This is a genomic window from Calidithermus roseus (assembly GCF_003574095.1).
GTDB lineage: Bacteria > Deinococcota > Deinococci > Deinococcales > Thermaceae > Calidithermus > Calidithermus roseus.
In genome coordinates this window covers 25,237-38,042 of record NZ_QWLA01000030.1, presented here as the reverse complement: position 1 = coordinate 38,042, position 12,806 = coordinate 25,237, and the positions used below count along the sequence as shown (strand labels likewise).

The following is a 12,806-nucleotide window of genomic DNA, read 5'->3' as shown; positions in this document are numbered from 1 at the left end:
GACCTCAACCTGCCCCGCCCCAGCGAGCAGCCCCCCCTCGAGATCGCCGAGCTGCGCTCGGGCATCGAGGAACTGCTGGTTCACATCAAGGAGTTGCTCGAGGCCCGCGAAGCCCTCTTCGCCACCCTGGCCCACGACCTCAAGACCCCCCTACTGGCCGGGCTGCGGGCGCTGGAGTACCTCGAGCAGGCCGACACCATCGGCGCCCAGCAGCGCAAGCAGGTGCTGCACGAGCTGTGGACGGAGCTGTCGGGAGCCTACCAGTTGGTGGAAAACCTGCTCACCGCCAGCCGCATGGAAAACCAACGGCCTCAGCTTGAGCCTATCCTGCTGCTGTCGCTGCTGGAAAACATGCGCCTGCGCTTCCAGCGCCGGGCCGCCGAGAAAGGCGTGACGCTGGTGGTCAGCGGCAGCGGCCAAGCCAGGGCCGACCGCTACCTGCTCGAGCGGGCGCTGACCAACCTCATCGAGAATGCCCTGCGCTTCACCCGCAGCCGCATCGTGCTACGCTGCGGCGAAGGCTGGGTCGAGGTCGAAGACGACGGCCCCGGCCTGCAGGAGCCGCTGGAGCAACTCTCCCAACCTTTTCGCAGCCAGCGCCTGCGCGGTATCCGGGCAGGCAGCGCGGGCCTGGGCCTGTTCATCGTGCGCCGGGTGGCCGAGCTTCACGGCGGCAGCCTGCACGACTCGCGGGGACCGCTGGGGGGAGCCTGCCTGCGAATCCGACTCGGATGAATACCCAGGCCCTGCCAAACGTGCTACGGTAGTTACGTGCGCCTGATCATCGCCGACGACCATCCGCTATTCCGCATGGGCCTGCGGGCGGCGCTCGAGCTACAAGGCTACGAGGTGGTGGCCGAGACCGGCGATGGCCTCACGGCAGTTCAGCGAGTGCAAGAACTGGAGCCCGACGCCGTGCTGCTGGACATTCGCATGCCCGAACTCGACGGCCTCAGCACTGCCCGCAGGCTGCGCGAGGGGGGCTATGGAGGGCTCATCGTCATGCTCACGACCTTCGGCGAACCCGCCCTGCTCTACCAAGCGGCCCAGGCTGGCGTCGACGCCTACTGGTCGAAGGAGATGCCCCCCGAGGAGCTGGGCCAGCGCCTCAGCCGCCTGGCACAGGGCCTCGAGCCCAAGCTGCAAATCCCCGACCTGCCCACCCTCAGCCCCCGCGAAAAGGAGGTCCTGACCCAACTCGCCAAGGGACAGTCCACCAAGGAGATCGCTCGCGGCCTCAAACTCTCCCCCGAGACCGTCAAGGACCACCTCGAGCGGCTGTACGCCAAGCTCGACGCGCGCAATCGGGTGGAAGCGCTCGAGCGGGCCAGGGGCCTGGGGCTGCTGTAACCCCATTCCCCTGCGAAGGGGTTGGTTTTCATGCCAAACAGCGTTACCTTTGTTACAACTTAGGGGTTAGGGGGTCCCACTATGCTCAGGCCAGCAGGTATTGCCCTAATTTCGGCCCTGATTTTCATGTTTATCGTCGTGGTCTTCCTCAGCATCATCATCAATAACGCCGTGAGCAACCAGCGAAACGCCTCCGATTTCCTGAGAACTTCCCAGGCCCAGTTCGCTGCGGAGGCCGGCCTCGACGATGCGGTGGCCACCGTCTGGCACCGCTTGTGGGGAACCATCCCCCTCGCGGAGCGAAGCCTGACGCGCTACAACACCGAGTTGAGCAAGGATCCCCTCAAGCTGGGCACACCTGGCGCAGTCTACAAAAGCCCCCTCAAGACCCTCCCTGCAGGCTCGAGCTACAGCTATGAAATCAGTCGGTTGCCCGATGTTACCTCCAATGGGGTCACCCAGTCCATACTCTTGCGGGTCAAAGCCACCGGAACCCTCCCTGACAGGAAGACCACACGCATACTTCAGTCAGATTTCGCCGTCCAGAGGGGATTCTTCCCCTTCGATTTCGCTTTGCTCACTGACAAAGCCGAGTGCCTGTTCTGCCATGCCGACATCAAAAGCCTCGACGTGCTCAGGGGGGTACCTGACGAAGACAATCCGGACTCATGGTGGCGTCGCGCCAAGGTGGGGGTGCTGGATAGCTTGATCATGCGCGGCGACGAACACGCGGGCATGGTGAGCGGCTCGCTGCTGACCCGCGGCAGTGTGTACCAGCAAGGTGGCAGTCCCGGTGTGTCCAATCAGCTCTATACCAATATGACGGTGGGTCAGGACAGGATCAGCCAGGATCAACCTGTCGCCATCAACAGCAATCCCAACTACCAAGCTGACTGCAAGGCCAATCCTGCTAGCTGCAACATCAAGCGCGCGCTGTACCTAAACTACCCAACCGGCAGCAGCGTCGGCGACTTCCCCGACGGAGAACTGCCCACTAACTTCCCCCTCCCCATTCCCGACGCCAATAACAACCGCGTCATTGACGATAACGAGTGGAAAGCGGCTTTAGACGAAAGCACAGCGGGGACGAGCGACACGTATCCCGCCGGCAGCATCACCGCAGACATGCAGATAGCACCGAGTTCCCTCTCCTGGGGAGGAAGCCGCCAGACTCGGACCTCCAGCGACCTGGGTACCCTACCCAACACGGTAATCCTGGACGGCAGCCGCAATCCTATCCTGATCAGTGGGACCGTCTTCATCAATGGGGACCTGATCATCCGGGGCAGGACTAGCGGCAACGGCACCATCATTGCGCGAGGAAACGTCTACGTTTTGGGGGACCTCACCTACGACTGCACCATCACCCAGAATAGGTCCAGCTGTGACTACAGCAAGCAGAGCGAATTACCTCAGCTCAGCCTGATTGCGGGGGGCAGCGTTCTGGTGAGTGATTACGCTACCGTAACGACCCTCAACGAGAGCGAGTTAGATCTGCTGAAGCAAGGCAACGTGCAAGCCAGCTTCACTTACTGCAAGAATAACCCCCCAGACCCTAGCCGATGCGGCCCACGAAGCGACTTCCTCCAACCCAATTTCATCCTAACGCAGATGGCTAACTTCAACCGTGACGAGTTGTGGAAGGCCCTCAACGACTCTACCTACACGCCCCGCTTCTACACTTACGGCGAAGGCGAAGTGTACTACACGAACAACTGCACCCACAACGCGCAGGATTACAGCGCTTACAGATCGCTTTCTGAGGCTTCCAAGAGCGGAGGCTCGGTTCAGTTGTGTACCGGGGACACAGAGGTGGCCGGAAAAGCCAAGTCCATACCCGCTACATTACCCTCAAATGTGGCTGGGGCAGCCAAAATTGAGCTGAATCCCAAGTCCTTCACTGCTGAGGACATCAAAAATCTCTGGATCGAAAGCGTCCGGAACAGGTCCACTGGCCCATTACGCACCGACGGTCTGCTATACTCTGCCAATTCCATCTTCTCCGTGCTTCCCCAGGACAACCCCGGCGCGGTGACCAAAGGCCAGTGGGACTTGAGGGGAGCGCTGGTAGCCCCGGACACCGGCATCCTCGCACCCGGCCCCTGCGCTAACGGCGAAACGGCCAAGACCTGTACCGTCAACGGCATCACGTACGAGAACTTCGGCCTCAGAATCTACCACGACAGCCGACTGCGGCCCCGCATCGCGCAAGCCCAGAGGCTTGGGCTGTTTCGTAGCCAGTGGCAGGTGGTAGCCCAATGAGGTCGCAGGGCCTGACCCTCCTCGAGCTCCTCGTTATCCTGGGAGTGCTAGCGATCCTGCTGAGCATAGGAATATCAGGCTACATCAGCTACCGGCGGAGCCTGCTCATCCGCGAAGCGACCACCCAGTTCGCCACCGACCTGGCTTACTGGCGCTCCCAGGCACGCAAGACCTCGAGGAGCTATCAGTTCGTGGTCATCCCAAACACCAACACCTATCAGGTAGGTGAGTACGACAAAAGTTCGTCTGGTGGCTTCAAAGGCATCCCTATAACCAAGAACTTGCCCACAGGAGCGATATTCACTCAGGTCAAGGATTCAACTTTTCAATTCTTTGCTCCCTATGGCGTGACCTCCGCAGCCAACAACTCCATTGAGATCCAGGCTTTAGGCAACCGCAGACTCCAGGTCAACCTGGTTGGCCTCACGGCCAAGGTGGTGGTCCGTGCGCCGTGATGGCCTCACCCTCATCGAGGTCCTGGTCGCTCTGGTTATCATCACAGTGACCACACTGCTGCTGGGTTACTTCATCAGTGGCTACACTGCTACCAACACCGCCCGCAGCGACACCCAGGCCCAGGTCTTCGCTCGCAGTTATTTCGAGGCGGTGCGCTCGGAGTGGGCCACGCCACCGGACTATAAAAACAAGCCCCTCCCTGACCCCGCGGCCCTCACCGGTCTCCCTTCTGGTTTCAGAGTAGTCAGCTACGGGGTGAGCGGCAAGGAAATTGTGGGAGGTGAGGAGATACTGCGGGACATTCGCCTCGAACTCATCGGCCCCAAGAACAAGGCCTTCATCTTCGAGACGCGGATCGTCAAGCCGCCTTACTAGGAGTTATGGAGTGATGCGAGCACTGCGCCAGGGATTCACCCTTCTCGAGCTCCTGCTCGCTGCAGGCATCACCCTCCTGTTGCTGGGGCTCATCGCCCAGGGCCTGCGCAGCGGCAGCGATACCAGCCGCTACATCCAAACCGCCCAGAGCACCCTCGAGGACCTGCGCTTCGCAGGCAACCTTGTCAGCGACTACCTCTCTACGGCAGTTTTCATCTATCCAAAGGGCATCACCCTCACGCTCAATAGCGGCTGTGAAAGCTACACCGTGTGCAACCCGCTGACTAACAGCAACCAGTGGACCATCGGAAGCGACCCCATCATCGCCGCTATCTTGCCGCCTGAAGATTCAGGCATAGCCTGCGCCGACACGTCGGCGGGAAAGCGTGGCTGTCACCGCTTCTTCGCCGTCTACGCCCTCTCTCGAGGCAAGGTGGTGGAAGCCGCGAGTGGTGCCGAAAATCCCGGCCCTGACCCCACCAACAATGACAAGTGGACGCTTTACGTCAACCTGAAGTACCTCTCCGATCCCAAAGAGCAGAAAGACTTCCAGAATAACGAAGTTGCCTTCACGCCCCCCAACACTAAGATTCCCGTAAAGCTGACCAATACCCAGGGCAACCTGCTAGCCGACTACATCAAACCCGGCGACGGCCTGACAGCCAGCTTCGAGAGGTGTCTTGACTTTAGCAGTGGAGAAATCGCCAGCCTGGGCAGTTGCAACGACGTGCTGCCTGCGAACCTGGGCATCTATACCAGCGCAGCCCGCGTGCGCTTCAGCCTGTTGGGCCAGATCACTAGCGGGAGCAGGATCCACACCTTTCCTGGGCCAACCCAGCCGCTGGTTTTCCAGGTGGGAGCCCGCAATCTCAGTGTGCGTAAGTAAGTCCTGGTATACTCGAGCCACGTGAAACTGCTCATTACCATCGTCCAAGACGCCGACGCCCCCGGACTCATCAAGGCCCTGGGCGAAAAAGGCATCCAAAGTACGAAGCTCTCGAGCACCGGCGGCTTCCTGCGTGAAGGTAACACCACGCTGCTGATCGGTCTGGAGGAGGCTCAGGTCGAAGTGGCCAAGGAGATCATCCGCGAGAAGTGCCGCACGCGCACCCGTCTCATCACGCCCGGCGTCCCCCTGGCCGAAGCCCCCGATCCCTTCCTGGCCCAGCCGGTCGAGGTCAAGGTGGGGGGGGCAGTGGTGTTCGTGCTGACGGTAGACGAGTTCTTGAAGGTCTGAAGCAGGCAGTTCGGCAAACGCCAGGGATGGCTCAGGGCTCCTGCTTGACAGCGGGCGAGGGGTTTGGCTAAACTTGTGAGCGCTGTCAGGCTCAGCACCTGGCGCTAAAACTTGCCTCCATAGCTCAATTGGTAGAGCTCCCGACTCTTAATCGGTAGGTTCCAGGTTCGAGTCCTGGTGGGGGCACCAGAAAACAAAGCCCAGCACGAAGAAAACCGGGGTACTCCTTACCCCGGTTCTTCGCTTTTTACCCACAATCGCTTCAACCAATATAGAGTCGGTTCATCGCGGATGTGCAAATCACCAAAGTAGGGCCAATTTTGCGTGCTACCATTAGCCCGTCCCGTGGGAAGACTTATTCATTCCATACTTAATCAGCTGCCCAAGATCCCCTTCCCCCACAGGTGGGCTTCGCTGGTGGGTATGGTGATTTGGGGATATGGCTCGAGGGAACTCGGAGCCACCCAAACCCTGGGGCTATTCGGCTTTATTCCACTCCTGCCCTGGGTTTGGCGTGACGGGCAGCGCAGCCTGCTGTGGCTGGCCCCGCTCTACCTGACCTACATGGGCACTCTTTTCACTTTCCGCAACCGCGAGATCGAGGCCGTGTTCATGCCGCACGGGGTATTGCCCAGCCTCTCGGCGCTGATCCTGCTGGTCCTGTGGCGACAACGCGAGCTCAGTCAGCAGCTCCAGATGCAGGAGACCCTGCGCCAGATGCAGGTGCTCGAGGAGGGCAGCATCGAAATCAGCGCCGCCCCTGAGCCAGCAGAGTTGGTGGAGACGGGGGTGGAGGCAGTAGCCAAGCTCGGGGTGGCTCCCCACATCGCCTTCGTGCGCTTTCGTGAGGGCAAGCCGGTGGTCATCAGCGCCCGAGGCGACCTTAGGCGCTATCAGGGACGCAAGCTGCCGCGCCAGCAACTGAGCATGCGGGCCACCCTGACCGACTCCTTCTCGCTGGGCAGCTACCTCGAGGGTGTGCCCGAGAGCGCCAAATGGTCCAGCGCCGCCGTGCCGGTATCGGCCCGCCAGGGCCGGTCGCTGGGCGTGCTGATCCTGGCGCGGGACGGAGCCAGACCCTTTCAATCCGACGAGAAGGCCCTGGCGACCTCGCTGGCCCGAGTAATGGGGGCCCAGCTCGGGCAGATGGAAGCGCTGCAACAACTCCAGGCCGCCTACGACGGAACCCTGCTGGCGCTGGGGGTGGCGCTGGAGTACCGCGACCACGACACCCAGGGCCACACCCAGCGGGTAGCGAACTGGGCCGAACGGTTGGCCAGCAAGATCGGCCTGGACTATCGGGACCGGGAATACCTTCGCTGGGGAGCCTACCTACACGACATCGGCAAGCTGGGCGTGCCCGACAGAATCCTGCTCAAGGAGGAGCAGCTTACCGCCGAGGAGTGGCGTCTGATGCGCATGCACGTGCAGATCGGCTACGAGATGCTGTGCAAGGTGCCCTTCCTGCCCAGGGAGACCCTCGAGGTGGTGCGTTACCACCACGAGTCCTGGGATGGGCACGGATATCTCGAAGGGCTAAGGGGGGAAGGGATTCCCCTGCTGGCTCGCATCTTCGCCGTGGTGGATACCTTCGACGCGCTGTGCTTCCCCCGCCCCTACAAAAAAGCCTGGCCTGCTGAGCGCATCCTGGACGAACTCGAGCACCAGCGCGGGCGCAAGCTCGATCCGACGCTGGTGGACACCTTCTTAGAACTCAACCCCCTGAGCGAACTCTCGCTCGAGGTGAGCGAGGGCGAAGCACCCCCGGTAAAATAACCGGGTGTCCAACCTTTTCCCACCGCTTCCTGAGCCACCCCGCAGGGCCCTGCTCGAGGCCGACCTGCCCAGAGGAGAGCCCTGGGGCTGGCTGCTGGCCGGGGTTCTGCTGGGGGCCGAGGCTCTGGCTCGCAAACTGCTCACCCAGGGGCTGAGCCCTGGCCTGGCCCAGGTCGTCCAGGACGAGTTGCTGGCCCTGCGCCAGCGCCTGCACGTGCTGCGCACCTCGGACAAGCTATCCAGCTTCGGCCTGCGTGAACCCAGCCCAGCCGAACTCGCAGCCCTGGAGGTACTCGAGCACGGCGACGCCGATGGCCTGCTGGAACTCTACCGGCAGCACGGCTACGGGCCCTTTGCCCGCCACAGCGCCTATCTGTTCGAGGGCCGCCTCGAGGCCGTCGCCAACCCCGACCCGGTCGATTTCTCCGCCCTGGTGGGCTTCGAGCGGCAAATTGCCGCGCTCAGGACCAACGTGGAACGCTTTCTGAGTGGGCAGCCCGCTCTGCCCACCCTGCTGTACGGGGCCAGGGGTTGTGGGAAGTCCACGGCGGTGAAGGCCCTGCGCAGCACCTACGCCTCTCAGGGACTGCGGCTGGTGGAGGTGCTCTACCGCGGGCTGGGCCACCTGCCGCACCTGCTCGAGACCCTGCGCCCACTGCCCCAGAAATTCCTGCTCTACCTCGACGACCTGGCCTTCAGCGCCGAGGACCCCGGCTTTCACCAGTTGAAAGCGCTGCTGGAAGGAGCGGTGTACCAGCGACCGTCTAACGTGCTGGTAGTCGCCACCTCCAACCGCCGCAACCTCATCAACGAGTCCTGGGCCGACCGTCCCGAACCCGGCGACAACGACCCCGCCGCCTGGGACACCCTGCAGAACAAGCTGGCCCTGGCCGACCGCTTCGGTCTGGTGCTGACTTTCCCCCCCTTCGACCAGCAGAGCTTCCTGCGCACGGTGAGCTACCTGCTGGGCCGCGAACTCGACGACGCCACCCGCCAGGCTGCCCTGCGCTTCGCCCAAGAGGGCCGGGGCTTTTCCGGGCGCACGGCCCGGCAGTTCGCCGACTGGTACCGCTGATGGGAAAGGTGCTCTCTCTGCACGCCAGCCCTGAGCGCGGCCTGCCCCGACCTCCGGTGGAGGCGCTGCGGCTCTACCTCAGCTACGGCACCCAGGCCGGGCACCCTCGCGACTACCTCGAGCTCGCCCGCGAACTGTGGCGGCTGAAGGCGCAGGGTGCGGGCTGACACCATAACCCCGCAACTCGGAAGGTAGAATCCAGGGCATGAACGACGAACGCCTGGCCCAGCTCCCGCCCAAGCTCCAGCAGGTGGTCAAGGCCCTGGGTTCGGCCCCCAAGGTCCTCAAGACCGAGATGCTGCTGGAGTTCGCCAAGAAGATGCCGTCTCTGCCCGAGGGCATGGAGGCCAAGCTCGAGCAGGTCCACGAGTGCACCACGCCCTTCTTCGTGCACGCCGAGCTCGAGGGCCCCGCCGTGCACCTGTTCTTCGACGCGCCCAAGGAGGCCCCCACCGTGCGGGCCTTCGCCGGGATGCTGGCGGAGGGGCTGGAGGGGGAGTCCCCCGAGGCGGTGCTGAGCGTTCCCGAGGACTTCTACGCCCTAGCCCGCCTCGAGGAGGTGGTGACGCCGTTGCGCCTGCGGGGCTTGCAGGCGGTGCTCGCCCGCATCAAGCGGCAGGTGCGCGAAGCCCTGAGCGCGTGAGGCCCGTCCCCTTCAAGGACTAACTGGGCGGGGAACACCCCTACGACGGGGTTTCGCCCGTCGAGTGGCAGGTGTCGGTGTATCCGCTGGTCCTGCGCGGGGAGCGGGTGCTGGTGGCCGGCCCTGACCCCGCCTGGGAGCTCGACTCCCGCAAGGTGCGGCAAGTAGCCTGGGTCGCGCTGCGCGAGCTCCACCCGAGCAACACCCACCCCAACCAGTGGCCCGCCCTCGCGAAGGCGCTCGAGTAGCCATCAGCGGTAGGCTCGTGGTTTGTCGAGGGTCCAGGGCCGAGGGCCGGAGGCCAATGCGTTTGGCGTTTAGCGTACGACGTACGACCTGCGCCCGGCGTCCATCTATCGACCATCCGCGACCTCTCCGAAAAGCCCGTTGAATTCCACTCCCTAGCCCATCGTGAGGGGATTCATTTTCTTTTCATGGACCTTTGCTATTTCCTCATTTTGGAGACACATGACTGTACGGCTGGAGGTTTAGCCTATGGTGCGTGCTTTCGCTCTACTGCTATTGCTAGGGATATCCTTGGCCCAAGGCTTCCGCGGTCTCTCCCTCTCGACACCCTACCCCAATCAGACCGTCCGGACGGGCGAGACCGTTACCCTTCCCGTCGAGGTCAAGAACTTCGGCCTGCCCCCGCAGGTGGTGCAGGTGCAGGTGACAGACGTGGCACCTGGCTGGAAGGCCAGCCTGCTCGGCGGGGGGCGGGTGGTGGGCGCGGTCTACCTGGCCCCGGACGCCGAGCAGTCGCTCAGCCTGCGCCTGGAGCCGCCCAAGGGCGTGAAGGGCGGGACCTACCGCTTCCGCCTCCTCGCCACGGGGACGAGCGCACGGGCCGAACTCCCCATCACCCTCACCACCGGCGAGGTGCTGCCCAAGCGGCTTTCGCTCGAGGCCGAGTTGCCGGTGCTCAAGGGCACGGCGGGCTCGAGCTTCCGCTACCGGGTCACGCTGCGCAACGAGAGCGACCAGGACCTGCTGATCAACCTCGAGGCCGAGGCCCCCGAGGGCTTCCAGGTCTCCTTCACCCCCTCCTTCGGCAGCCAGCAGGTCACCAGTCTGCCGGTCAAGGCCGGGGAGTCGCGCGACCTCGACGTGGAGGTCTCCCCGCCGCGCGAGGTGGAGGCCAGGGCCTACGGCGTCACCCTGCGGGCGCTGGCCGGTGAGGCCAAGGCCGAGCTGGCCGTGACTTTGCAGATCAGCGGTCGGCCCGAGCTCAGCCTCTCCACCCCCGAAGGACGCCTGTCGGGGCGGGCTTACGCGGGCCGCGAGAACCCCGTCAAGTTGGTGGTGAAGAACACCGGCAGCGTGCCCGTGGAGGAGGTGAGCTTCTCCTCGAGCGAGCCCTCGGGTTGGGAGGTCAAGTTCGACCCCGAGAAGCTCGAGGCCATCGCCCCCGGCAAGGAAGCGGAAGTCACCGCGCGGGTCAAGCCGACCTCGAGGGCGGTGGCGGGCGACTACATGCTCACCCTGCGGGCCTCAGCCGGGGAGGCCTCGGCCTCGATGGACTACCGGGTCACGGTGCTGACCTCGACCGCCTGGGGCATCGTGGGAGTGGGACTGGTGGCGGTGGCTCTGGGCGTGCTGGGCTTCGCCGTCTCGCGCTTTGGGCGGCGGTGAGGGCTATGGTCATCGAGACCCACGACCTGAGCAAGCGCTACGGCCGGGTGGTGGCCGTGGAAGGGCTCAACCTGCAGGTGGGCGAGGGGGAGGTCTTCGGCCTGCTGGGCCCCAACGGCTCGGGGAAAACCACCACCATCCTCATGCTGCTGGGCCTGACCGAGCCCACCTCCGGCACGGCACAGGTCCTGGGCCACGACCCCGTGCGCGAGCCCCTGTCGGTCAAGCGCCAGGTGGGCTACCTGCCTGACTCAGTGGGCTTCTACGGCGAGATGACCGCCTGGGAGAACCTGCGCTACACCACGCGCCTGCTGGGCCTGCCTCGCCTCGAGGCCGAAAAGCGCATTGGCGAGGTGCTGGAGCGTATGGGCTTAGCCGACGTGGCCCAGCGCCCGGTTGCCACCTTCTCCCGCGGGATGCGGCAGCGGCTGGGACTGGCCGAGGTGCTGCTCAAGCGCCCCAAGGTAGCCATCCTCGACGAGCCCACGCTGGGCCTGGACCCCGAGGCCGCACTGGAGTTCCTGGCGATGATCCGGGGGCTCAAGGCCGAGGGCATCACCGTGCTGCTCTCCTCCCACCTGCTGCACCAGGTACAGGCCATCTGCGACCGGGTGGGGCTTTTCCACCGGGGGCGTATGGTGCTGGTGGGCACAGTGCGCGATCTGGCCGAGCGAGTGCTGGGCGGGGCTTACCGCATCCGCCTGCGGGCCAGCGCTGGGGCGAGCCTGGCCGAGCGGCTAAAAAGCCTCGAGGGCGTGGGCGCGCTGCGGCAGCAGGACGGTAGCTGGTACCTCGAGGCCCGGCGCGACCTGCGCCCCGAGCTGGCGAGGGCGGTGCTCGAGGCGGGTGGGGAGTTGCTCGAGCTGGGGCTGGAAGAGCCCAGCTTAGACGAGGTCTACGCCCGCTACTTCCAGGAGGTGCGCCATGCTGAGGCTGCGTGAGGGCTCGCCCTGGACCGGCCTGTGGGCAGTCTTCTTCAAGGAGCTGGCCGACCACCTCTCCAGCATCCGCATCCGACTGCTGGAGGTGCTCATCGCCCTCAGCGCCTTAGGCGCGGTCTATACCGCCAGCCAGACCCTGCGTCAGACGGTGAGCGAGGACCCCTTCCTCTTCCTCAAGCTCTTCACCACCGAGCAGGATCCCCTGCCTTCCTTCGTGGCCTTCCTCAGCTTCTTCGTACCCCTGGCCGCCATCGCCCTGGGCTTCGATGCGTTGAACGGGGAGTACGGGCGCAACACCCTCTCGAGGGTGCTGGCCCAGCCCATCTATCGCGACGCGCTGCTCTTTGGCAAGTTCCTGGCCGGCCTGGCCACGCTGGGGGTGGTGCTCCTGGCGCTGTTCTTGCTGGTGGCCGGCCTGGGCTTGCTGTTCCTGGGCGTGCCGCCGGGTGGAGAGGAGGTGGGCCGGGCGCTGCTGTTCTTGCTGGCTACGCTGGTCTACGCCGGTATCTGGTTGGCTCTGGCCATCCTTTTCTCGGTGCTCTTCCGTCAGCCGGCCACCTCGGCATTGGCCGCCATCGCGGTCTGGTTGTTCTTCACGATCTTCTGGGGCATCGTGGCCCAGCTTCTGGCCCAGGCCCTGCGTCCCGTGGACCCCTTCAACCCCGAGAGCGCGCTGGCCAACGCCCAGGCGCTTCTGTTCCTCTCACGCTTCTCGCCCAACACCCTCTACGCCGAGACCATCCTGGTGCTGCTGAACCCGGCGGTGCGCTCCTTAGGCCCGGTGCTCTTCACCCAGCTCGAGGGCGCCCTCATCGGCACGCCGCTACCCCTCTCGCAGAGCCTGTTGCTGGCCTGGCCCCAGCTCACCGGGATGCTTGCAGCTTGCACGCTCCTCTTCACGCTCACCTACGTGCTCTTCCAGCGGCGGGAGGTGAGGGCGTGAGACACCGGTAGTCGATAGCGGATAGCCGATCGCTAAACGCGGGTCGTACGTCGTACGCAAGACGCAAGACGCTTTGGCCCTCGACCCTCGACCCTCGCTTGACACCGGCGGGGAGG

At 64.2% G+C, this 12,806-nt stretch carries 15 protein-coding genes and 1 tRNA gene; all 16 read left to right on the top strand.

Annotation, left to right across the window (positions count from 1 at the left end; translation table 11 throughout):
* Positions 1-735 (top strand): sensor histidine kinase (locus Mrose_RS09120; protein ID WP_147371598.1); only part of this gene is annotated, 735 nt, incomplete at its 5' end.
* 36 nt (positions 736-771) lie between these two features.
* Positions 772-1,350 carry a response regulator transcription factor gene (locus Mrose_RS09115; RefSeq protein ID WP_119277554.1) on the top strand — a complete coding sequence of 193 codons (579 nt, stop codon included), beginning with the start codon at positions 772-774 and terminating at the stop codon, positions 1,348-1,350.
* Between the two features lie 81 nt (positions 1,351-1,431).
* Positions 1,432-3,612 (top strand): pilus assembly PilX family protein, encoded by a 2,181-nt coding sequence (locus Mrose_RS09110; protein WP_119277552.1) that lies wholly within the window; start codon positions 1,432-1,434, stop codon positions 3,610-3,612.
* A complete protein-coding gene (locus Mrose_RS09105; RefSeq protein ID WP_119277550.1) occupies positions 3,609-4,067 on the top strand; it encodes a GspH/FimT family pseudopilin in 459 nt (152 codons plus the stop codon). Before Mrose_RS09110 ends, Mrose_RS09105 begins: the two co-directional genes overlap by 4 nt.
* Positions 4,057-4,443, top strand: coding sequence for a type IV pilus modification PilV family protein (locus Mrose_RS09100; RefSeq protein WP_182482746.1), 387 nt, complete (start codon positions 4,057-4,059; stop codon positions 4,441-4,443). The genes Mrose_RS09105 and Mrose_RS09100 overlap by 11 nt, the downstream gene beginning before the upstream one ends.
* A gap of 13 nt (positions 4,444-4,456) precedes the next feature.
* Entirely contained in the window at positions 4,457-5,329 is an 873-nt protein-coding gene (locus tag Mrose_RS09095) for a PulJ/GspJ family protein (protein WP_147371597.1), read from the top strand.
* Between the two features lie 21 nt (positions 5,330-5,350).
* Positions 5,351-5,680 (top strand): cyclic-di-AMP receptor, encoded by a 330-nt coding sequence (locus Mrose_RS09090; RefSeq protein ID WP_018465811.1) that lies wholly within the window; start codon positions 5,351-5,353, stop codon positions 5,678-5,680.
* Between the two features lie 113 nt (positions 5,681-5,793).
* A tRNA-Lys gene (locus Mrose_RS09085) sits at positions 5,794-5,869 on the top strand.
* A gap of 234 nt (positions 5,870-6,103) precedes the next feature.
* Entirely contained in the window at positions 6,104-7,456 is a 1,353-nt protein-coding gene (locus tag Mrose_RS09080; RefSeq protein WP_245969770.1) for an HD-GYP domain-containing protein, read from the top strand.
* A 4-nt stretch (positions 7,457-7,460) separates the two neighbouring features.
* Entirely contained in the window at positions 7,461-8,531 is a 1,071-nt protein-coding gene (locus Mrose_RS09075; RefSeq protein WP_119277544.1) for an ATP-binding protein, read from the top strand.
* Entirely contained in the window at positions 8,531-8,698 is a 168-nt protein-coding gene (locus tag Mrose_RS18845) for a hypothetical protein (protein WP_182482745.1), read from the top strand. Before Mrose_RS09075 ends, Mrose_RS18845 begins: the two co-directional genes overlap by 1 nt.
* Positions 8,699-8,736: 38 nt before the next feature.
* On the top strand, positions 8,737-9,174 hold the full coding sequence (locus Mrose_RS09070) for a SufE family protein (protein WP_119277543.1): 438 nt from the start codon (positions 8,737-8,739) through the stop codon (positions 9,172-9,174).
* 77 nt (positions 9,175-9,251) lie between these two features.
* Positions 9,252-9,422 carry a hypothetical protein gene (locus Mrose_RS18840; RefSeq protein ID WP_182482744.1) on the top strand — a complete coding sequence of 57 codons (171 nt, stop codon included), beginning with the start codon at positions 9,252-9,254 and terminating at the stop codon, positions 9,420-9,422.
* Between the two features lie 247 nt (positions 9,423-9,669).
* The gene (locus tag Mrose_RS09065; protein ID WP_119277541.1) at positions 9,670-10,806 is read left to right on the top strand and encodes a COG1470 family protein; all 1,137 of its coding nucleotides are present in this window, start codon (positions 9,670-9,672) and stop codon (positions 10,804-10,806) included.
* Positions 10,807-10,811: 5 nt separating this feature from the next.
* The gene (locus tag Mrose_RS09060; RefSeq protein ID WP_119277539.1) at positions 10,812-11,747 is read left to right on the top strand and encodes an ABC transporter ATP-binding protein; all 936 of its coding nucleotides are present in this window, start codon (positions 10,812-10,814) and stop codon (positions 11,745-11,747) included.
* Positions 11,731-12,690 (top strand): ABC transporter permease, encoded by a 960-nt coding sequence (locus tag Mrose_RS09055; RefSeq protein ID WP_119277538.1) that lies wholly within the window; start codon positions 11,731-11,733, stop codon positions 12,688-12,690. Before Mrose_RS09060 ends, Mrose_RS09055 begins: the two co-directional genes overlap by 17 nt.
* Positions 12,691-12,806 lie beyond the last annotated feature (116 nt).